The organism is Paenibacillus sp. FSL P2-0322 (assembly GCF_037975315.1).
GTDB classification, from domain to species: domain Bacteria; phylum Bacillota; class Bacilli; order Paenibacillales; family Paenibacillaceae; genus Paenibacillus; species Paenibacillus polymyxa_B.
Genome location: NZ_CP150243.1, coordinates 4,264,123 through 4,287,079, shown reverse-complemented (window position 1 = coordinate 4,287,079; position 22,957 = coordinate 4,264,123). Strand labels below are relative to the sequence as shown.

General features: G+C 45.8%; 17 protein-coding genes. 16 read left to right on the top strand and 1 reads right to left on the bottom strand.

The window, feature by feature from the left end; translation table 11 throughout:
• Positions 1–17 precede the first annotated feature (17 nt).
• The 14 genes from MKY24_RS18830 (at position 18) to MKY24_RS18765 (ending at position 16,453) form a co-directional block, all read left to right on the top strand.
• The gene (locus MKY24_RS18830; RefSeq protein ID WP_023989679.1) at positions 18–926 is read left to right on the top strand and encodes an ABC transporter permease; all 909 of its coding nucleotides are present in this window, start codon (positions 18–20) and stop codon (positions 924–926) included.
• A gap of 35 nt (positions 927–961) precedes the next feature.
• Positions 962–2,554, top strand: a complete 1,593-nt coding sequence (locus tag MKY24_RS18825) for an ABC transporter substrate-binding protein (protein WP_075154562.1) — start codon at positions 962–964, stop codon at positions 2,552–2,554.
• 134 nt (positions 2,555–2,688) lie between these two features.
• On the top strand, positions 2,689–3,960 hold the full coding sequence (locus MKY24_RS18820; RefSeq protein ID WP_339200623.1) for an ArgE/DapE family deacylase: 1,272 nt from the start codon (positions 2,689–2,691) through the stop codon (positions 3,958–3,960).
• 13 nt (positions 3,961–3,973) lie between these two features.
• The gene (locus MKY24_RS18815) at positions 3,974–4,909 is read left to right on the top strand and encodes a DUF1177 domain-containing protein (RefSeq protein WP_254347570.1); all 936 of its coding nucleotides are present in this window, start codon (positions 3,974–3,976) and stop codon (positions 4,907–4,909) included.
• Between the two features lie 64 nt (positions 4,910–4,973).
• Positions 4,974–5,963 carry an ABC transporter ATP-binding protein gene (locus MKY24_RS18810; RefSeq protein ID WP_023989675.1) on the top strand — a complete coding sequence of 330 codons (990 nt, stop codon included), beginning with the start codon at positions 4,974–4,976 and terminating at the stop codon, positions 5,961–5,963.
• A complete protein-coding gene (locus MKY24_RS18805; RefSeq protein ID WP_209943164.1) occupies positions 5,947–6,948 on the top strand; it encodes a dipeptide ABC transporter ATP-binding protein in 1,002 nt (333 codons plus the stop codon). The genes MKY24_RS18810 and MKY24_RS18805 overlap by 17 nt, the downstream gene beginning before the upstream one ends.
• Before the next feature lie 268 nt (positions 6,949–7,216).
• On the top strand, positions 7,217–9,958 hold the full coding sequence (locus tag MKY24_RS18800; protein ID WP_076264743.1) for an alpha-L-rhamnosidase: 2,742 nt from the start codon (positions 7,217–7,219) through the stop codon (positions 9,956–9,958).
• A 34-nt stretch (positions 9,959–9,992) separates the two neighbouring features.
• Entirely contained in the window at positions 9,993–11,189 is a 1,197-nt protein-coding gene (locus MKY24_RS18795; RefSeq protein ID WP_023989672.1) for an MFS transporter, read from the top strand.
• 84 nt (positions 11,190–11,273) lie between these two features.
• Positions 11,274–12,272, top strand: coding sequence for a helix-turn-helix domain-containing protein (locus MKY24_RS18790; protein WP_034095071.1), 999 nt, complete (start codon positions 11,274–11,276; stop codon positions 12,270–12,272).
• Positions 12,273–12,366: 94 nt separating this feature from the next.
• Complete coding sequence (locus tag MKY24_RS18785) at positions 12,367–13,374, top strand: phosphotransferase (RefSeq protein ID WP_023989670.1); 1,008 nt, start codon at positions 12,367–12,369, stop codon at positions 13,372–13,374.
• 84 nt (positions 13,375–13,458) lie between these two features.
• Entirely contained in the window at positions 13,459–14,610 is a 1,152-nt protein-coding gene (locus MKY24_RS18780; protein ID WP_339200621.1) for an immunity 26/phosphotriesterase HocA family protein, read from the top strand.
• 35 nt (positions 14,611–14,645) lie between these two features.
• A complete protein-coding gene (locus MKY24_RS18775; protein ID WP_023989668.1) occupies positions 14,646–15,164 on the top strand; it encodes a hypothetical protein in 519 nt (172 codons plus the stop codon).
• Between the two features lie 36 nt (positions 15,165–15,200).
• Positions 15,201–15,860 carry a DUF2625 domain-containing protein gene (locus MKY24_RS18770; protein ID WP_339200618.1) on the top strand — a complete coding sequence of 220 codons (660 nt, stop codon included), beginning with the start codon at positions 15,201–15,203 and terminating at the stop codon, positions 15,858–15,860.
• Between the two features lie 56 nt (positions 15,861–15,916).
• On the top strand, positions 15,917–16,453 hold the full coding sequence (locus MKY24_RS18765) for an SMI1/KNR4 family protein (protein ID WP_023989666.1): 537 nt from the start codon (positions 15,917–15,919) through the stop codon (positions 16,451–16,453).
• A 135-nt stretch (positions 16,454–16,588) separates the two neighbouring features.
• Here the strand turns inward: MKY24_RS18765 and MKY24_RS18760 are convergent, their stop codons facing one another.
• On the bottom strand, positions 16,589–19,336 hold the full coding sequence (locus MKY24_RS18760; protein WP_339200615.1) for an endo-beta-N-acetylglucosaminidase: 2,748 nt from the start codon (positions 19,334–19,336) through the stop codon (positions 16,589–16,591).
• A gap of 190 nt (positions 19,337–19,526) precedes the next feature.
• Between MKY24_RS18760 and MKY24_RS18755 the strand changes: the two genes are divergently transcribed.
• Complete coding sequence (locus MKY24_RS18755; protein WP_339200613.1) at positions 19,527–21,371, top strand: sensor histidine kinase; 1,845 nt, start codon at positions 19,527–19,529, stop codon at positions 21,369–21,371.
• Positions 21,364–22,887 (top strand): response regulator transcription factor, encoded by a 1,524-nt coding sequence (locus MKY24_RS18750; RefSeq protein ID WP_254347566.1) that lies wholly within the window; start codon positions 21,364–21,366, stop codon positions 22,885–22,887. The genes MKY24_RS18755 and MKY24_RS18750 overlap by 8 nt, the downstream gene beginning before the upstream one ends.
• Positions 22,888–22,957: the final 70 nt, after the last annotated feature.

Below are 22,957 nucleotides of genomic sequence, written 5' to 3'. Positions count from 1 at the left end.
TAGGGGGAGGTACTCGGATGAGCACTGCAAGTGATTTGGTGGCAAAAGCGGCTGTACCTCAGCCCAATGCAACCGCTATACCGAAACGCAAGACCTTTTGGCGATTACTGTTTGGCAATAAACTCGCTTTAATCGGATTCATCTTTATCGTTGGCTGGACGCTCATTGCCATCCTCTCATCATGGATCGTTCCACATGATCCTTATGTAACCGACCCGGCGAACAAGCTGCTGCCGCCAAGTGCAGAACATTGGTTTGGGACCGATAATTACGGACGTGACATTCTCAGCCGTGTCATTTACGGAGCCAGAATCAGCATATGGACCGGGATGATTGCCGTGTCGATCTCATTTATCATCGGCGTACCGCTTGGAGCCATCGCAGGTTTCTATGGCGGTCGAATGGGCAGCATTATTATGCGCTGTATGGATATTCTGTTGGCTTTCCCGTCGCTGGTACTCGCCATGGCCATTGCTGCAGCGATGGGACCAGGACTGATGAGTGCACTCATCGCCGTGGGCATTGTAGGCATACCCGAATTCGCCAGACTGATTCACGGACAAACCATCTCTCTCCGGGAAAAGGAGTTTGTTGAGGCCAGCCGGGCAATTGGTGTAACGAACGGAACGATCCTGTTTCGCCACATCTTGCCTAATGCACTTGCCCCACTGCTTGTGAATGCAACGCTTGGAATGGGCTTTGCCATCCTCACCTCAGCCAGTCTCAGCTTCCTGGGGCTCGGTGTGAAACCCCCGATTGCTGAATGGGGTGCAATGATTTCAGAAGGGCGAGCGTATATCATTTCCGGTGAGTGGTGGATTGTAACCTTCCCGGGTCTTGGAATTGCGACAGCTATTTTGGGCTTCAATTTGCTTGGAGACGGTTTGCGGGATGTTCTTGATCCTAGACTGCGCTCTAGCAAATAAAAATAAATAGATCATTAAAGGGGAGAACGTAAGCCATGTTGAAAAAAAGTCTTTCTCTAATTGTCGTCTTGTCTACGTTGCTATGGACGGCAGGCTGTGCGAGCAATGCTAACAGCCCGTCCGCTTCATCTGGAGAGAAAGGCGCAGATGCCCCATCCCCACCAAAGACGATTACACTTGCTTACTCGGAGGGAGGGTCAACCATGGACCCTGCTGAAGCAAGTGATCTTACCTCGGACACCCTTGTGCTTGCGCTCTATGATCAGCTTGTGACCTACGGCAAAAAGTCTACGGATAGCGGTGAAGTGGCAGATACGGAAGCAATTAAGCCCATGTTGGCTGAAAAATGGGATGTGTCCGCTGATAACATGACTTATACGCTCCATCTGCGTAAAGACGTTAAATTCCAAAGCGGCAACCCGCTGACCGCCAATTCTGTGTTGTATTCCTTTGAGCGGCTTAAAAATTCCGATTCCGGTAGCTTCCTGTATGGTATGAGCTCCATTAAAACCGCTACAGCGCCTGATGAGCACACCGTTGTCGTTACATTGTCCCAACCCAATCATATGTTTCTGCAAATCCTGTCATTGTACAACTTTTCTATTGTGGATGATGTGCTTGTCAAAGAAAATGGCGATGGCGACTATTTGAAAACACATGCGGCAGGTTCAGGTCCGTTCAAGCTTGAAAAATGGGACCCTGCGACAGAAGCTGTCTTTAATGCTAATGCCAGCTACTGGCAAGGAGCGCCAAATCTGAGCAAAGTAACGATGAAGTTTACCAAGGAAGCTTCCAACCGTGTACTTCTGCTGGATAAAGGCGATGTGGACATGGCGATTGAAATTCCTGCAAAGGACGTTTCGAAGCTGGAAACCAACGCTGATCTGAAGGTTCAATCCAATGCAAGTAACCGGATTCTGTATTTCGCCATGAATAACAAAGTCAAACCTTTTAATGATCCAAAAGTGCGTCAAGCCATTGCTTATGCTATTCCTTACGACCAATTAATCGACGATGTCATGTACGGTCAAGCAAAGCAAATGAAGAGTTCTGTAGCGAGTAACACGCCTGGCTACACCGATGCGGGTTACAGCTACAAGCACGACCTGGACAAAGCAAAACAGCTGCTTACAGAAGCGGGTTATTCTAATGGGTTTAATTTTGATTTGACACTGGGTTCCGGCTTCCAGGACTGGGCAGATGATGCTGTATTGATTCAAGCTGAACTTGCCAAGATTGGCGTAAAGATGAATGTTGTCAATGTTGCCCGTGCACAGTTCCTTGAACAGCAACGAGAAGGCAACCTGACAGCATACATTTCCAAATGGACTTCCTTCGTCAACGACCCTGGTTACCATCTCGGGTTCCTGATGTACAGCGGCGGTTCTTCGAATTATATGCATTATGCTAATGCAGAAGTGGATAAGCTTTGGGAACAAGCAGGCAAAGAGCAAGATGAAAATAAACGTAAAGAGCTGTATGGCAAAGCACAAGAGCTTATAAATCAAGATTCGCCATGGGCGTACCTGTATGAATACAATCGGGTTGTTGGCATGAGCAAAGACGTCACTGGATATGTTTACTACCCAGATGAGGTTATCCGATTCTATTCATTGAATAAAGAGTAAGTTGTGATCTTACCTTATGCCTTCGGTTTTTACAGCCGAAGGCTATCATTTTACACCTGAAGTATGAAGCTGATCCCGATGGATCGTAAAAAATTTAGTTGGCTAAATGAAAAACGTGAAGGGACTGAATGGAAATGACAGATTGGAAAACGTTGGTTCTTGATGAAATAGATGAACGGCAGGACGAATTGCTTGAGCTATGCTCGCGGTTGATTCAGTTTCCTTCGGAAAATCCTCCAGGTGATTCACGCGAAATTAGTCAGTTCATTATGGACTATCTTAAAGAAGCAGGTATAGAAACAACGGTGCATGAATCCGGGCCGAATATGTGGAATCTCATTTCTGATTATGGCGCTGAAACGGCGGACGGAAAAAAACTGATTTTCTGTGGGCATACAGACGTTGTGCCGGCAGGGGATCGTACTCGTTGGGATTTTGATCCGTTTTGTGGTGAGATACGTGATGGCTATCTCCTGGGTCGCGGTGCTTCGGACATGAAAGCAGGACTGGGCGGATTAATATTTACCGTTGCGCTGTTCTCCAAACTAGGCGTACCACTCGAAGGTGCGTTGTCGTTGCTTGTAGTTCCAGACGAGGAAACCGGGGGACATCTTGGAGTACCTTGGGTGCTGGAAAGAAAGCTGATTGAAGGAACAGCTGCTGTGATCGCAGAGCCTTCAGGCCCGCAAAACCCGACCATCGGGCAAAAAGGAAGCTGCTGGTTTGAATTTACCGTTGAAGGCACACCGGGTCATGGCAGTTTGCAGCCGATAGCAGGTGAAAGTGCTATTTTGAAGGCAGCAAAAGGAATTGAAGCGCTGCAACAACTGTGGGACATCAAGCCGGACATCCCGGAAGAAGTCAAAGAGATCATTGAAATTTCCAAGCGTTATGCAAGTGAACGGGAGAACCCAAGCTATGGACAAGCGTTTGATCATGTAACAGTGAACATTGGTACGATTCAGGGAGGCACCAAAGTCAATGTGGTTGCAGACCGTTGCACAGTGCAAGTGGATTCCCGTGTTCCATTTGGCGTAGACCACCGCGATGTACTGGCCAAAGCCAAAGAATTGCTTGCAAGTGTAGGCATTGACGCGGAACCCAAACAATTCGGATTTTATGGTAATGCCAACTGGACCCCTCCAACCGAGCCGATTGTACAGGAGCTTGTGGAATCTATCGCTGAGGTCAGCGGTAAAGAGGCCTATGGCGTACTGCAATGGGCAACCAGCGACGCACGTGCATTCCGCAAATACAATATCCCGGTATTGCAATACGGTCCTGCCGAACTGTCGACCATTCACAATTTTAATGAAAAAGCTCCGGTATGGCAGATCATTCAATCTGCGAAAGTATACGCCTTGACGGCGCTTAAATATCTGAAAACAACACAAAAAGAAGCATAAGGGGATCTGCCGTATGATGAAACAAGTTTTTGAAGTCTATGACCTTTTGGATAGTCCGTTTGCCAGCGGGGCAGAAGTCAAAGCTTATTTGGAACAACTGGGTCAAGCGGAGATTACGGTCTCCACCGTGAAAGGTGAAAAGGGCTCTACGGATTTTATTAAAATTGTCATTGCCGGTAAAACGGGTCGCATTCAGGGGGGCGATTCTCCAACCTTGGGTGTAGTAGGGCGACTTGGTGGACTTGGAGCACGACCGGAAATGATCGGATTTGTATCCGATGGTGACGGTGCGGCAGCGGCAATTTCGGCGGCGGCTAAACTTCTGAGCATGCAGTCCAAAGGAGATGTGCTTGACGGAGATGTGATCATCTGTACACATATTTGTCCAGATGCACCCACTCAGCCCCATGATCCGGTTCCATTTATGGATTCACCCGTAGATATTTTGACGATGAACAAATATGAAGTGACGCCCGAAATGGAAGCGATCCTATCCATTGATACGACCAAAGGGAATCGGGTCATTAACCATAAAGGTATTGCCATTTCCCCGACGGTACGTCAAGGCTATGTGCTACGAATTAGTGAAGACCTCGTCGATATTGTTCAGACCGTTACTGGCGAACCGTGTGTCACGTTTGCTGTAACTACGCAGGACATCACACCTTATGGTAACGACCTGTATCACATCAACAGCATTTTGCAACCAGCGGTGGCAACTTCCGCTCCAGTGGTTGGTGTAGCCATCACGGCCGCTGCTCCTGTCCCAGGCAGTGCAACGGGGGCCAGCCACGAAAGCGATATTGCGCTGGCGGCTAAATTGGCTGTAGAAACAGCCAAAGCTTATGGACGTGGGCAATGCTCTTTTCATTCGGAAAAGGAGTTTCAACATATTACTAAACTGTACGGTACTATGAAGCATCTACAAACGATGGGCAAGTCTGAATAAGCTTTATTCCCTAAGTTAAAAAGAACATGAAGGTTCAATGATGGACAAGGAGGAGGAAGAGGGCATGGCACAACTGCTTGAAGTAACCAACCTCCGGACGGAGTTCAAGACTGCGGCTGGCACCATCCGGGCTGTGGACGGCGTCGATCTATCGGTTGGCAAAGGCGAAACACTCGGAATCGTTGGCGAATCCGGGTGCGGCAAGAGCATTACCTCCCTTTCCATTATGCAGCTCCTCCCCAAGGGACTTGGGAAAGTAGCCGCTGGTGAAGTACGGTTTAACGGTGAAAACATGCTGGATTTTTCGGAGCGGAAAATGCGCTCGATTCGTGGCAACGAGATGGCCATGATTTTTCAGGAGCCGATGACTTCGCTAAATCCTGTGTTCAAAATCGGCAAGCAAATTGCGGAGTCTGCCCGATACCACCACGGTGTAAGCAAACACAAAGCGAAAGACATGGCTGTGGACATGCTAACGAAAGTGGGAATTCCACGTCCAGAAAAAGTAGCCGCTTCTTATCCGCATGAACTCTCGGGCGGGATGCGCCAACGGGTGATGATTGCGATGGCGATGGTGTGCAATCCGAAGCTGCTGATCGCCGATGAACCGACAACGGCACTAGATGTAACCATTCAAGCACAGATTCTTGACTTGATGCGTGAGCTGCAGAAGTCCGAAGGAACTTCCATTCTGATGATTACTCATGACCTGGGTGTCGTTGCTGAAATGTGCGATCGGGTCGTGATTATGTACGCCGGACAAGTGGTAGAAGAAACCGATGTAAAAACGCTTTTTAAAGAGCCCAAGCATCCGTATACACAAAGTTTGCTAGCTTCACTGCCACAATTAAACAGTGATCAGGAGCGTCTGGCTTCTATTCCGGGCCAGGTTCCCAACCCACTTGATATGCCACATGGCTGCCGCTTTGCACCACGTTGTCAGTTTGCCAAGGAAATTTGCCGTGCAGAGGCCCCGGAGCTTACAGAAGTGGAACCCGGACACAAAAGCCGCTGCTTGCTACAGCAGGAGGGATATCATGAGTACACTGCTTGAAATACGTAATTTGAAAAAACACTACCCGATCAAAAAAGGACTTTTTTCCAAACAAGTGGGAGCAGTCAAAGCGGTGGATGGTATTAACCTGACTGTACAGCAGGGTGAAACCCTGGCAATCGTGGGAGAATCCGGCTGCGGCAAATCCACAACTGGACGGGCAATTCTCAGATTGATCGAACCGACGGATGGAGAGATTCTGTTTAACGGCACGGATATACGTAAGCTAAACACAGAGCAGCTGCGCAAATTCAGAACGGATATGCAGATGGTGTTTCAAGATCCGTTTGCTTCGCTTGATCCCAGATGGACAGTACAGCAGGTGCTGGAAGAACCGCTCATCACGCATGAAAAGCTAAGCAAAACGCAGCTCAAAGAGCGGGTGGAAGAGCTGCTCGAAGTGGTCGGATTGTCTCCTTATCATGCACATCGTTATCCGCATGAGTTCTCGGGTGGTCAACGCCAGCGGATCGGGATCGCACGGGCACTGGCGCTTCATCCCAAATTTATCGTGTGTGACGAGCCAGTCTCGGCCCTCGATGTGTCGATTCAGGCGCAAGTGCTCAATCTGATGAAGGACCTGCAAAAACAATATGACCTGACGTATATGTTCATTTCCCATGATCTGTCGGTCGTCAAATTTATCAGCGACCGCGTGGGTGTGATGTACCTGGGCAAGCTGGTCGAACTCGCACCGACCCAAGAAGTGTTCAAAGAGCCGCTGCATCCGTATACAAAGGCGCTAATGTCTGCGGTACCTGTAGCTGATCCGGAAGCGGAGCGTGATCGGATTGTACTTAAAGGGGATGTGCCCAGTCCAGAAAATCCGCCAAGTGGTTGTGCATTTCATAATCGCTGCCCGGCAGCCATGGAGATATGCAGCAAAGTACAGCCCATCTTTGCCGAAGCTGCACCAGGGCGGCAGGTAGCCTGTCACTTGTATCCAGCTTCCACGCCGGAACAAGCGATAGCCGGACGAGCATAAGCCAACTGAAAAAGAATAGATAGACCTTCTAGCAAGAATCAAGCCTGAATCCTTCTCTAACGGATTCGGGCTTTTTTTAAGTGTAGCTGCTCTGCAAACGCACATATTTTTCCAATAAATCCATTTTAAGATTCAATATAAGGGGTGGAATTTCAACACCTGTAAATCAAGCATATAACATGCAGGGATACAACATTGCGCACAATCAATGGAAGCGTTTTAATTTGAATATAGAAATACAAAAGAAGACCTCAGGGAGGACATAAGAATGCTAAAAGTGAAAGCGCTTAGATGCGAGCATTTAAATAATCCGATTGGATTGGGTTGTCTAAAACCGCGGTTAAGTTGGCAGATCGAATCTGAAAAAATGTATGTTTCTCAAAAACGTTTCCAATTGCAAGTATCCGTTCATCCCACTTTTGAACCGCTGATTTGGAATCATTTTACCTATTCGGATCAATCCATTTTGTTTCCCTATGAAGGCCCCCCGCTGGAATCAGGACAAAGATATTATTATCGGGTAAAAGTATGGGCTCAGGGAGCGGGTGACACAGAACCGGAAGAATCGGAATGGAGTGAGTCCGGCTTTTGGGAGATGGGGCTGCTCCATGAGCAGGACTGGAAAGCACAATGGATCACAGTGAAGGAGCGGAGCATCCATGAACAGTTTCAGACAAGAGCTCCTTTTGCCGCTTCCAAATATTTTTCGGTTGAGGGAAAAGTGAAAAAAGCAGTCATTTATGCTACAAGTCTTGGGCTGTATGAACTGGAGTTCAATGGACAAAGGGTGGGCGATGCCTACTTTACCCCGGGATGGACGGATTATAACGATCGTGTCCAGGTGCAAGCATATGACGTGACTTCTACCATTCGAGAACAACATAATCGAATCACAGCCACGGTGGGAGAAGGCTGGTACAGCGGTTATTTGGGTTGGCAAAAGCGCAAGGACACCTACGGGAACACGAATGCATTGTTATTTCAAATGAAGATTAGTTATGAAGATGGCCGTTCTGAAGTCATTTGCTCTGATTCTTCCTGGGAGGAAACGAGCTGTGCCATTTTAATGTCGGATATTTATAACGGCGAAATCTATGATGCCCGACTTGAGCAGCAGGCAGCCGAACATAGCTCCTTAACCGAACGGAAAATGATGCAGGTCGTCTCGTTCCCGTTAAGTCATCTGATTGCTCAGGAGAACGAACCTGTCCGTGTGATGAACCGATTGAAGCCTGTTGAACTCATTCGAACTCCTAAAGGTGAGCTGGTGCTTAACTTGGGTCAAAATATGGTAGGTTGGCTGGAATTTAAAGTGGAAGCCCCCGAAGGTACGGTTCTGAATCTGGTTCATGGTGAAGTGCTGGATCAGCAAGGGAACTTTTACAGAGATAATATTCGGGATGCAGCGCAGCAGATTACGTACATTTGTAGCGGGAAGGGGACGGAGATATTTAGGCCGCATTTCACTTTTCAAGGCTTTCAATATGTGAAGCTTGAGGGCTTTCCTGATGGCGTTACGATTGAAGATTTTACGGGTGTTGTTCTGCATTCGGACATGGGGACGATCGGGGTGTTTGAGACATCTGATCCAAAGCTGAATCAACTTCAACACAATATTGTGTGGGGGCAAAAGGGGAACTTCCTGGATGTGCCAACCGATTGTCCGCAGCGTGATGAGCGATTAGGCTGGACCGGCGATGCACAGATTTTTGCTAGAACTGCCAGCTTCAATATGAATGCGGCTTCCTTCTTCCGAAAGTGGCTTAGGGATTTGGCTTACAACCAGCTGGAAAATGGGGCAGTGCCTTTTGTAGTGCCGGATGTCCTCAAAGGAACCTTTGCCGATAATATGGACAAAACGACGGCAGCATGGGGAGACGCGGCGGTTATATGTCCGTGGACCCTATATCAATGCTATGGGGATAAGCAAATCTTAGTGCAGCAGTATGACAGTATGAAAGCATGGGTGGATTATATTCGCGCCCAAGGGGACGAAGAATGTCTTTGGGATACCGGTTTGCAGCTGGGAGACTGGCTTGCGCTGGATAGCGAGGAAGGAAGCTATTTTGGGGCGACGGACGGAACGCTAGTGGCCACTGCTTATTTTGCGTATTCGACTCATATTTTGGCACAGACGGCCAAACTGCTGAATCGTTATACCGATTACAACACATATAAAAACTTACATGAGGGGATTAAAATGGCTTTTGCGAACCGCTACTTCGATGACGCGGGCAAATTGACCTCCAATACCCAGACTGCACAGGTTGTGGCTTTGCACTTCGGATTGGTGCCAGAAAAGTATAAAACGCAAGTGATCCAGGAGCTCGTACGGCTCATCGAAAAAAATGATATGCATCTGGATACCGGCTTTGTGGGCACCCCCTATCTATGTCTGGTTTTATCCGACCATGGCTATACGGATGTCGCTTATAACATTTTATTTCAAAATGATTATCCTTCATGGCTCTATCAGGTTGAACGGGGAGCAACGACCATGTGGGAGCATTGGGACAGCATCAAAGTGGATGGCTCGTTCTGGAGCACCGATATGAACTCGTTCAATCACTATTCGTACGGTTCAGTAGGAGACTTTATGTACCAAAATATTGCCGGAATCGATGTGCTTGAAGCGGGCTATAAAAAATCACGTTTAGCTCCTAAACCGCCTGCCAATCTTACTTCGGCCCATGGCAAGCTGGAGACGCCATATGGCACGCTTGAAGTCCAATGGGAAATCGTGAATAAAGAAATGAAGATGACGGTTCACGTACCACATAATACGACGGCTGAGATTACACTTCCGGGCGTTATGGAGCCGGATGCACTACAGCAAATCATTGTTATGCAATATCCGTCGATTCAGTATCCGCCTGGTGATGTTCCACAGGAGCTGGCTGGGAAATTAGGTTCTACAGGGAAACAGGCGATTTTCCAAAGGAGCGGAGATCATGAAATGACGTTTACGGTCGGTTCTGGACAGTATACGTTCCAGTACAGATGCAACTAGAGGCTAAATAACATAGACTAGAGGTGAGAGCTTAATGAATATAAAGAACAAAGTTTTGTTTAAAACGGCGTTGCTATCCATTTCCTTAGTCCTGACGTCAGCGAGTGCCATTTCGGCTGTCATACCAATGATGCTGAACCAATTATCAGGCGTCTCCAGTTCGCTGATTGAAAGCGTAGTCACGATTCCATCCTTCTCGATGATGCTGTTTGTGCTATTGAGTGGCCCGATTTCTTCTCGATTGGGTAAAAAAAATACAGTCCTGCTAGGGCTTTTGCTCGTAGTCATCGGCGGAATACTTCCCATGTTCACGACGAATATTACATGGATTCTTGCGCTGCGTTTGGTACTAGGTGCAGGTCTCGGGATGTTCAATTCACTGGCCGTCAGTTTAATTAGTGATTTTTTTGAAGGGGATGAACGTGCTCAATTAGTAGGCTTTCAAAGCGCCGTTCAAGGACTCGGAAGCAGCTTGGCTACCTTTGTGGCAGGGCAGCTCGCCCTAATTGACTGGCAGTTCGCTTTTTTATGCTATGGAATCACCATTCCTATTGCGCTATTATTCTTTCTGATCATTCCCGAACCAGAGCGCGGGGAGCCTACAGTAGAGAACTCGACAGAAAAGGGTCACAAGAGCGGGGGAATATCCATACCTGTACTTGGATTAGGGGCTGCACTTTTTCTGTTTATGACTTTTATCATGATTGTATATACCAAAACAGGCATTATGATTGCTGAAAAGAGCATGCCCAATGCTGGTTTTTTAGGAACTGCGTTAACGCTGTTTTCCTTGTCCACCATGATTGCGGGCTTCCTGTTTGGTAGAATCTATAAATGGTTTAGAAATTACGCTCCCTTTATCTCCAGTCTATTAACAGCAACTGGTTTTGTACTACTATGGTTTGCTCAGAATGTTACCATGGTTACCGTTGCCATGCTGATCATTGGCTTTAGTTTTGCGCTGTTTATTCCTTATATTTTTACCATACTAACTAAAATCGTACCTAAAGGCAGTGAGACTTTATCCATTTCCATTGCGATGGTAGGGTCCAATTTGGGAGCGTTTGCTTCGCCTTATGTGATCAAGTTAGTTGGCGTGTTGTCTGGAAATGAAACGGCTTCATTTTCCTTCCTTGTTTCTGCGATTGTATTTACGATTGCGGCACTCCTTTGTCTGGGAATCGCTATTAGAGGAAAGGGAAGCAAAACTCAAGCGGCAGTCCACAGTTAATGGGATGTATCCGATATAGTAATTTTTTCAACGGGCGGAGAACCGCCCGTTTTCCATCATATAGTGAAGGAGGAGTCAGTGTTTATGAACCTTCATGAGTTGGATCAGTTGCTGAGAAACAAAACGGAAATTGAACTTTTACAACAGCAAAACAATCAGGTGATTAATGATCTCTCCAAAGAATCGGAGAATGAGCGTTTTTTTGATATAAATCAGAATATATACCGTATGCCCGCTTTATTTTTCTTTGGAGAACATGATATTTATATTAGCAAGCACAATAGATTTGCTCCGATGCTGGAGCACATGCATGAATTTATCGAATTAAACTATGTTTACTCAGGTAAGTGCAATCAAATCATAGCAGGCAAAGAAATTCAGCTTTGTGAAGGCCAAGTATGTGTCCTGGATAAGGATGTGCCTCACAGCATCGCTCCTTTGGGAGAAGACGATATACTGATTAATATCTTGCTACAAAGAGAAACAATTTCATCCCTATTTCTGCAGCGGCTATCTAAGAAAAAAAGCCTGATTGGCGAATTTCTAGCCAACTCTGTCCTCCAGCATCAGCACCATAATCACTTTATTATTTTTGAGTCGCAGCATAATGAGAACCTTCAATATATATTGCGTAGAATCTTAATCGAATATTATTCCAGGCAAGAGGATTCGATGGAATTGGTGAAGGCTTATTTGCAAATTGTATTTGGAGAATTGGTCCGTGTATTGGAAAGCGAGCATAATATTCACTTAAACCAGCAGGAAAATAATATTACCTCTATTCTGAATTACATGGAAGAGCACTATCAGCATTTAAGCCTACAGCAATTATCTAACCATTTTAATTACAATAGCACGTATTTAAGTAATAAGTTAAAAAAAGTAACCGGTCTTACTTACACTCAGCTTATTGCCAACATTAAACTCAATGCAGCCTATTCTTTGGTAGTGAATACCAATCTGCCGTTCGAAATGATATTTAAACAGGTGGGATATAACAGCATGAGTTTTTTCTATAAAAAGTTTAAAACAGCATATGGTGCCACCCCGCAAAATATCCGAAACAAACAGTTGAGGAAATGAAGGATATACAAGGACGTCCAATTCTAATGGGCGTCTATATTTGTTATAATATCTGCAAATTCATAAGCTGGTGTTTATAAGGGAGGGTACATCCTTGGAGGCAATACTAAGACGTCACTGGCCAGAGTGGAACGGAACGCTGCAGAAACAAACCGGGGGTTGGAATAATACGACGTATTTTGTTAAGAGTGGTGGGCGAAACGGAGTGCTGCGCGTCTACGATACACACAAGGATCGGGACAAAATTGAATTTGAGCATGCAGTTTTGCAGGAGCTGAGTAAGCATTCACTATCGTTCAGGACACCCACGCCTATTCCGACGGTCAGGGGAGAGACGCTCGCTCAACTGGAGAAGGAAAGCGGTAAATATGTGTGTCTGTTCGAATACATAGAAGGCATATCACCCCTGGAGCAGGATTCAAGCTTTGCCTATTCTTTGGGCGAGACTACGGGGGAATTATCGGCTGTGCTTGCGACAGTTAATCTTGATATGACTCCAGTCTATCGACCGTATTATGCTTTGCAGCAATCCTATCCGTTGTGTAACCGGGAAACGGTTCAGGGCTTTTGTTTACATCCGCCTGAGCCTCTAAAGGATTTGCATGAAGAACTGCGATTAATAGGGGAAGCTTATGAAGAGATTACAGATTCGCTTCATGCATTGGAAGAGTTGCCGCATCAGCTTGTACATGGAGACTTGAACGCTTCCAATTTGTTAGTAAAGGATTCTGATCATAGTCTAGTAACCGCACTGCTTGATTTCGAATTTTGTACGCTAGACGTTCGGGTCATGGAGCCGGCGGTCATCTTATCAGGATTTTTGGGACAACCAGAGGAGACGACAGCAGTTCGGGATTTTTGCCGGGGCTTCAGCCGCCAGGTTCATTTAAGCCACACCGAGATTGATGCTGTGCCTATATTGATGCTGCTTAGGAAGGTAGACGTATTTCTTCATTTTTTGAGTCGCTTTCTGGAAGGAACGGATCAGTCACACGTATTGCAAGAGCAGGTCAAACAGATCTCTGCCGACTTGCGCCAGCTTTCCACCAGCAGTAGCTGGATTCAGGAAGAGTTGGTCCAAGCTGGAACAGTGTATGAATAAACGAGCTAAATGCCGCGTTATGTTATAATCTTTGGGAAAATTGAGCCTGGGTGCATTGAAATGTACTCGAAACTGGAGGAACAGATGAATAGTTGGCTAACGAACGCATTACGGCCGTACTTCGGGCTGGAGGCGCTGGAAGAGCATTGGGATGTGGTAGAAATTAAAGAAGGATACTTTATTTGTGTGGATGGAGACGTTATTCGCAAGCGAATTTCTTCCACTGAGGATACTTATGGAGAAACCGATGTAGAGATTTTTACGCGTGACCGGGTATTTGTTTTGCCTAAAACGGCTCGTGGCAAAGAGAAAAAGCTGAATTACACAAGTGTTTCGAGCATCAAGGCAGAAGGCGTGACCTTTTCAGCAGGCATTCGAAGGGATCGTCCTCTTAGTTATGTTACTGCTGTGAATAGCAAAACGGGTGTGAAACTCCCTATTACGGGATGTGAGCATTTACATAGTAAAGAAGAGATCATCGATTGGCTTCAGCAATATCCGTCACTTGTGCCCAAGGATTACGATCGCAGGTTGCACCGGTTGAAGCATATGAAAAACCAGCGTTATAAAACGGTCCCAGGAGACATCTTCCGCGTGGAAATAGACCTTTTCACAGATGGATATGTGCTGGTCGTTGGAGATTTGCGCCAAATGCAAAAGGATCAGTTGTTTGCAGAGGAGAGCATTTGGAACAGTGTCATGACCATGCCTTTATTCGTACGTCCATATTTGTTTACGAGTCGTGACCGTTCAACAGCTTTGGAATCTATCACATCCGCCCCATTATCCGAAACGACCTGGATTGTTATGGATGATTCCTTTATGCGGGGTGCCTATGAGCGAGTAGGGCATAAGCTGTTAGTGGAAGAGGATATTGTGTTCCCCATCGGCTATGGCTGTAGTACGGATAGTAGAAAAGAAAAAACATATAGTCTGTCCTGGGGAACGGGCACGGTTTCCAAACCGGAAGGGGAGACCGTGTTCAAGTCCTCGCGAAAATTTTCAAATAACGGTGCTTATTCAGGTATCGTTGCCGACTGTTTTGGCTCCTGGGAAGAGCGGGAGTGGCACAAAACGCTGGATAATCCGTTACATCAGCATGAACGTCGAAAAGCACTGGCCGAATTCGGATTCCCGGAAGACATTTCGTATGATGAGTTCAACCGTCAAACGGGAGGACTGACGCGTTCGGAATATCTCGCATATTTGGCAAGAACCTATGGCGGGAAAAAGTGATACAAACGAATTGAATTTTTTAATAGGAGGGGCCCATGAAATATCTTAAGGATTGCCCGGAACCAGGCATGGGAACCTGGTATTTTGAAATAGATTCGGATGGAATAGCTTATCGACAAATTGTTATCCAGGATGACGGCACGTATATCGCCTCTAATCGCAAGCACGAGCAGTATCATTTCTTATTAGCTGAGAAAGCGATTGATGACACGGAGCCCTATTATACGAAAATTACAAAAAAAGAGTTTGAAGAAGTATGGTCCAATTATCTTCACACCTTGAACCAGGAATGGCATCAAATCAAAAATGCACTGCCCGTTGGAACTAAGGTAAAGGGTTATATTGAAGTGTTTTTTCCACAAGGTACGCTTATTCATATTTTCCAGCATCATGCGGTCGGATTGTCAGACACTCGTACATATGAGGAAAAGACACCATCCGAGTGGATGTATCCGAAGCATGAGGTCACGGCCATTGTAAAAGGATACGACGAAGTGAATCAGTGGGTGATTTTAGATCAAACGCAGGTTTTCAAAAATCAGTTTGTAGGTTGAAAGTGAATTTTGGAATATGCGGGAAGGGGAATGAACATGCATACTTTAACTGTTGATGAACTGGTGGATAAGGATAACCATGCATGGGAAGAGGTCAGAAATATTCTGAAAGAAGGCCAGAATTCACATCACATTGTATCGGCCGAATCGGAATCCGCTACGGGGGACACGCTGTACCGTTTGCAGGTGAGTACGAAATCGTATTTGGGAACAGTTGCCTATGAGACAGGGGGAATCGTGTTTGATTACGGTTGGATCACCTTGCTGGGTGCAGGTGGCTCTGGAATTTATGGTAGCTTGACCTCATGGAACGGGCTTCAAGAACCGGAAAGTGTTCCTGCGCTTGAGGGGATGCTAATGGTGGCCTATGATGCAGCAGGTGGATTTTTTGGATTGGATATAGGGAAATTCGGACGTAGCGGTCATATCTACTATTTTGCACCAGATGCATTGGAATGGGAATCCACTGAGCTGGCCTATTCCGGTTTCTTGAGCTGGTTGGCTGAGGGAGATTTGGGCTTGTTCTACCAGACATTCCGCTGGAACGGTTGGCAGAAGGATATGGAGCAACTTCAGCCGGGAGAGGTATTTGCATATTATCCGCCGCTATGGACCCAAGAAGGTGGAGGGGAGACCAGCAGCAAGTCACCTATAGACATTACAAATGCATGGCAGGTGGCATTGGATAAGGAATAGCTTTTGTGGTATAAACAACAACTCTTAGAGGCATCAAGGCATGGAGGTTGGCACATATGTGGAGTATTCAATTTGAACAACCGTTTGTAATAAGTCAGGAAGCAACTGATGAACAAATCGCGAATTTTTTGAAAACATGGAACATAAAGCTATCCGAGCAAGAGATTCACGAAATCAAGCAAAGACAAGTGAACCCTTTTCCAAAGTCGTCTCCTTTCTATGATCAATATAAACCTTTAGATCCTGTTGGCTGGCATCTGCCCCAAGGACAATTTCCTGACAGCTATATGGAGTTTTTGAAATATTCTAATGGTGGGGAGTTTCAAAATGGAGAACGTTATTTTCAGTTTTTCAATACCGAAGATTTGAGAGAAATGAACCTCGCCTACGAGTTGCCGGAATATATGCCGGGTGCTGTGTCGTTTGCGATGGATGGGTGCGGAAACCACTATATGTTTGATATGAGAGAGGAAAAAAGAAACAATGAGTATCCCGTTCTTTTTGCTCATTCTGGTAGTCTGGGATATGACGAATGTGAACAGGTTGCCCATTCATTTATAGAGCTGTGTACGGAAAAATGGGCATTGTATTGATACCTGCATGATTCTGCCCAATATATAGCCAATAGTGAGAAGTCTACAAACAGTCCCATTGAAGGAACTCTTCATTGGGACTGTTTGTAGCGGATATGCGATACACAATCAGGACCATGGGATTCTTGCACAAAGCTATCTTACATATGTTGTGGCCTGATTGCCGGCATAATCTTCAAGCACGATCTTTAGCGAGCTGGTACGAGAAGTAGGGGTAAAAGTCAGTTCACTTAATTTTGTTCTTCCCCGGACAATGTAAGGAAACTTTTTCGATACATAAGTTACGCCAAATTGCTTGGGCACATCGTTTTCGTATACATATAAACGATGCCAGTCCTTCAAGGTTGGTAGAGCAAGCGTATACGTTGACCCAGTGACCGTCACATTCTCTTCTACATAAGGCTCTATCGTCGTGTCTGCGAGATACCCAGTGTATGCTACAGGTTCATGATTGCCGATAGCGATACGTAGTGTGTAGCTATCACCGTTTGTGGGCAGATCGGTAAACGTAGCCGTTTCAGCGCTATTGTCCGCCGTAATGGTTTTATGGAATACGGTGTCCGTATAGTCGGTGATCAAGGTCAATTTAACCGTTCCGTCCGCTTCAGAGGGATTTTTCCACGTTACTGTAGCCTCACCGTTTTCTTGAGTCTCCACCTTAATATGACTGACGGCAGCATTCAGATCGTAGCTTAATCGAGCCGGTTCGCTTTCCGTTCCATCAGCCCCAACTGCAGTAAGCATTAATTCACCGGATTTATGGTTTAGGGATTTAATATAATAGGATGAGTCATAAATTCCGCCGATATAGGAGCCGTTCTCATACAGATTGTATTGTTTAACTTTGGAGTAATCCTCAAGGTCCCAGGCTACGAGCATTTCGTTCGTATCGGTCAGTGCCTTGGTGATTTTGAATCCCGTCGGCGCGGCTGGTTTCAGGACAGAATGGTCTGTTATCTTGATTTGGCCGATATTCATCTGATAGTTTTTGATTGTTTTATTCGCGTTATCAAAAGATAAACCGAAAGCTACAATTGTTTCTCCTTTATAGGCACTCAAATCCAGATTGTGGCTTACCCAGCCCGTGGTTTGTTTACCAGAGTTAGGGATGCTGACTTTTACGACTTGGCTGGGGTTATCTTTGAAAATAAGTCCGATACTCAGCACCGAGCTGTCATCGGAGGAAGGCTTATTGTACGTGATGGACAAGTTTGAATTCTTATTTACCGACAGATCCGTTTTATACAGGCGTAAAAAGTTATCTGAATTCAGCTCTCCGTTAACGACGAGGGAGCTGCCACCCTGATAAGCGCCCACAGGCTGATAGGTAAACCGAGTGCCTTTGGTATAATTCGGACCATAGTCATAGTCAACCGAGAGCGGTTTACCTTTGGTATCGAGCCACCATTGCCAAGTTACCGGGATATCCTGAATATTGATGTTGGACCATTCCTTGGGATTGGAGATGACTCCATTCACGACATACTGCAAGCCATGTCCGGTATTGAAGCTGGTATTAAAATGGGAGCCACGGATGACAGAACGTTCGGCGATATATGCCGCGATACCGTCCCAGTTTGCGCCCGAAGCTTTTACATCGGACAAATCTACGCTTGGGTTTCTTTGTGCACGGACGGGATTCTGATTCGGACCTGACCACCAGACACGGTCGCGGATAAAGGTCATCCATTGATACGCATTGTCAGCTCTGCGATTGGTGTCCTGTCCGCCAAACTCTTCATCCAGCGCATTATGTGTGAAATCTGCTCCCAACGTCGCGATACTGTTCATTGGCTGCCCGTTATCACCGATATTCAGACGAAGATCGTATTTTTGCTTCCATCTGCCAAAGTCACCGTTCCCGCCCTCAATCCCAGCAAAAACGGTTTTAAGAGAGTCCAGACCCAATTGCTTGGCATGGTCGCGGGAGCTTTTCAGCTTCGCTTTGTCCCACCAATAATTGAGAAAAATAGAATCGGACACCTGTCCGTATTGCTTGTCTTTGACAAACGGGCTGTTCACGGCATTAAACTCATTTTGATAAGCAATTTTACCGGTTTCGTTTACGGTGGAGTCGTACCATTGCACATACATGCCCTGATCTCGCAAGTATTTCATAAACTGCTTGTAACGGGGGATATCCTCTGTAGCTACGCCTTTAGAAGCTTCCTCCTGGTTGATGAAGTAGCCGTCATAGCCATAATATTTCGCCATTTCGATCAATTTTTTAGCTACCGGAAATCCACCCTGAGCATCCTGCACGAGCATTTGCTTATACGTTTGCGGTCCACGGTCATTATCCGAGAAAAAAATACAGGCGATGGAGAGAACGCCGTTTTTGTGCGCCGCATTTGTATAACCCGGATTTGGAATGTTCAGAATGCCGAACTCGAACCATTTTTCCGTCCAATCCTTTTGGGGATCGTATAGCTCTTCGGGTACATGGGCGGTAGGCATACCGTGCCAGTAGCCGTAATAGTCGGTATACTGCCAATAGTTAAACAAGTATTGACTGAATTTATTGGTATAGGAATAGCTATCAAAAAAAGCGTTTCCATAATCGCCGCTAAGTGTAAACATTTGCGTGTCAGGGCTTAAAGCAGGTTGGGCCTGTGTAGCGGCGAAGGAGCTGTTACGTTGTTGCAGAGGGACGCGAGCGCGAAGCATATCTCCATAGACATCTTTGGTAGGAGTCCAGTCCAAAATATGTGAGCTTGCGTATCCGTGCTGATAAGGCTGATTCGGCCCTTTGGCGCTTTCTCCTTCATATGGGAGGGTATCGCCTGCATAAACGGATGGAGAGAGGGTTTGACTTAACAGGACAGAAGTCAAAACCAGCGCAGTCCATTTTAAAGCGAACTTGTGAACCTTGTTACGTTTCATAGCTCATCCCCCTAACGAGTATTTATCCCCCTAAAGATAATCAATAAAACGGTTTTTACATAGAGGCTAAATTAAAGATATGGCGTTTAAATTAAAGAAAATCCTCATTTTAATGAATGCGCTTACTTATATCCAGCAAAGGACATGGTATACTTTATTTACGCATGAACGATCCTGGAGGGCCTATACGATGAAAAGGGGCAATAGATACACAGCTTATTTTAAAAACAACATGTTCCTGAGGATACTATTGTTGTTCTCCTGTATTGCCATTTTGTCAATTATTACGATTGCATATGTCACGTATATATCCATATCGCAATCCATGATTCGACGGGAACTGGATACCCAGAAAGCAGCGATGGAGAGTGTTGACCGCTATATCCATCTCCGGCATGAATCCGTTCAGAACATGGTGCGGGATATGTACCGGAATGAGGCGCTCTCGATGAACGTTTCTTTTTTTATGGACCACGCGTATTCCGAATATGTACAGCACCGCATGGACGAAACGTACATGGAGAGTCATGATTATTCAACAGATGTGCTCACTTATTTTAAAAATTGGCTGGATGAAAATAGCGATATTAGCAATTTGATATTGTACAGTGCCGACCAGCAATATTTGTCCACCTTCAATGAGAGCAAGCAATTCAAGCAATTCCCGGTGCATGCGGCGCGTTCCTTTGTACCGGATGTGATGGCTGCCGAAAGCAAAAGCGTCTCTGCTCCGAATTACTGGATTCGCAAGGCGGTCGATCAGTGGAGCCCCTCGTTATATTCGTTACAAGTCCCCATTAACAATAAGCAAACACTCAAAAATACCGGTCAGCTTCTAGTATTTCTAAATTCCAAAAGTATCTCCAATGCACTTGCCAGCTACGGGAACAACCTGAAGGGAGAAATTATCGTTCTGTCCACCCATGGAACCGTTCTGTTCGATTCAAGGAATAACTATTACGGAAAAACGTACCCTTATGTGGAAGTGACCCGATCATTATATGACGATGTGGATTCCGATGCCGGGATCATTCAGGCGAAGCAAAATATGTATATTAACAAGCTGATTTCTCCGGACGAAGGGTATGTCGTGATTGGGGCAGTCCCCAATGAGGAAATGGCTCAATCGTACCGGGGTATCCGTAATACGATTTTGACAATCAGTGTCGTTTGTATTCTGTTTGCTGTGCTGTTCCCTGCCTTTTTCGTCATTAACTTTGCTAAACGAACGAATCGGATTATTAAATTCACTCGTCAGGTGAAAAATGGCGATCTTACAGCTCGTATCCAAGACCCCCAAGAGGATGAGCTGGGACAAATCTCTCGAAGCTTCAACGATATGCTGGACGATCTTAATCTATATATTGAACGGGTGTATAAAGCAGAGATCAAGCAAAAGCAAACGGAGCTTGTTGCCTTGCAGGCACGTATTCATCCACATTTTTTGTATAACACGCTTGAAGTGATACGTATGAGGGCGATTTCCCAGGGAGCCAAGGATGTAGGAGAAATGATCTATAGCTTATCGGTATTGTTCAAAAGCCTGGTTCAGCAGAAAAAAATATACACGCTTAAAGATGAATTGGAGGCTTGCAGATTATATCTTGAGTTGTTCAGAATACGCTACAAGGAAAGGTTCAATTACACGATTACGGTCGACCCCGAGTTGTATACTCGTTCTGTCATGAAGCTGATGCTTCAACCCATTATTGAGAATTATATTGTTCACGGTATACAAAGCGATCGGAATGATAATGTGCTGACCATTGAAGTGCGTGAAACGGGGGAGGTTCTGCTGGTTGAGATCCGTGACAATGGGAAGGGCATTGAAGGGGAGCGTTTGAAACAGATTCTGGAGGAACTGGAACGCCAGGAGGAAGACGGACAAATGTTTGGACTACGCAGTGTGCACACCCGACTTCGGTTTTTACACGGAGCCGATTCCGGGATTGAACTGGAGAGCCGCAGCGGCGAGGGAACGACGATTCGGGTACGATGCCCTAACAGGGAAGGGATGGATGCCATATATGTATAAAGTATTTATTGTAGACGATGAGCCTTTTATCATTGAGGGATTATACGATATTGTGGATTGGACCTCTTTTGGGCTAGAAATTGTCGGACATGCGGAAAATGGATCTTTGGCGCTGGAAGCGCTGGCCTCCAGACCCGTGGACGTACTGATTACGGACATTTCTATGCCGACGATGGATGGTCTCAGGCTGATTCATGAGGCGAGAAAGCTGCATGCTGACTTGAAGGCGATTGTGTTGAGCGGATTTAATGAATTTGATTACTTGAAGGAAGGCATGAAGCTGGGCATCGAAAATTACCTTTTGAAGCCGATTAATGTGGAGGAACTGGAATCCACTTTATGCAATACAACGGAGAAGTTGGACAGGTCCCGGTTGGATCAACAATATGAGACGTTTGGGGTGCAAGTTCTCAAGGAAAATACGTTGTACCGTTGGCTGACAGGACAGATTGCGCCTACAGAATTCCAGGAACGTGCTGAATTGATAGGTTTTTCGTTAAATATCCCCTTCATGGAGGTAGCTGTGTTACGGACGGAAGGGGATTCGGCAGGAATGCATCAACAGTTAAGGCAGTACATTCAACACCAGCCCGATTTAACATTGTTTCGCGATGTTGATGCGGTTAGTGTAATCATTGCCGCACTACCGAATTATGATGAGGGCAGACAGGACTTGTTAACGCTCTTGGAGGATTTTTCTGTTCAGTGGTCGACGGACGGGGAAGAAACGGTGTATATCGGGATAGGCAGCGCCGGTTCGCTTGCTGCAGCTCCACGCAGTTATAATGAAGCTAAAAAATCTTTGGAATATTTTATGATATATAATGACCGCCGGATCATTGACTATACAATGCTGGAGGAGAGCGAGGGCAACGCTGGCGAGACTTGTTCCATCGACTGGAAGGATTATGTGAAGCTGATTATAGCAAGAGACCTAGATGCGCTTACCGCACGAATTCAGAGTGATTTTGAGCAGCTTCAGCATCTCGAAAGTGTTACCCCGGATGAACTGCGGAATATGGCGCTGGAGTTGGTGATCCGGTTCAAGATGGAGCTGGAGAACATCAAGCATTCCAATGAGTCGGAACGGTTTCAGCAGGGGCTTCACCAGATAAAATGCTGTACGACATTGGCAGAGCTGGTGAGTGCGCTTCAGCATGTGGCGACAGAGACGGTGAATTCACTGCTGCAAGAAATGAAAAACCCTATCGTAAGTCAGGTGCTGTCCTATATCCATGTTCATTATGCCAAGGAGCTATCATTAAAAATATTAGGATACCAGTACCACCTTCATCCCGTTTATCTCGGTCAGTTGTTTCATAAGGAAACGGGCGAAACCTTTGCTGAATATATCAATCAGTACCGGATTAAAAAAGCCAAGGAACAGCTTAAAAACACCAATCTCAAGGTACACGAAATTGCGCGGAACGTGGGGTATTGGGAGACGGGATATTTTTATAAGCAGTTCAGAAAATATGTGGGCATTTCCCCGACAGACTATAAAGGATTGGGATAAATACCAGGTGTACATGGATTTCTTTAATTTGTACCTTGTTTTATTAAGTTTATCTTCTTTATGAAAGTGC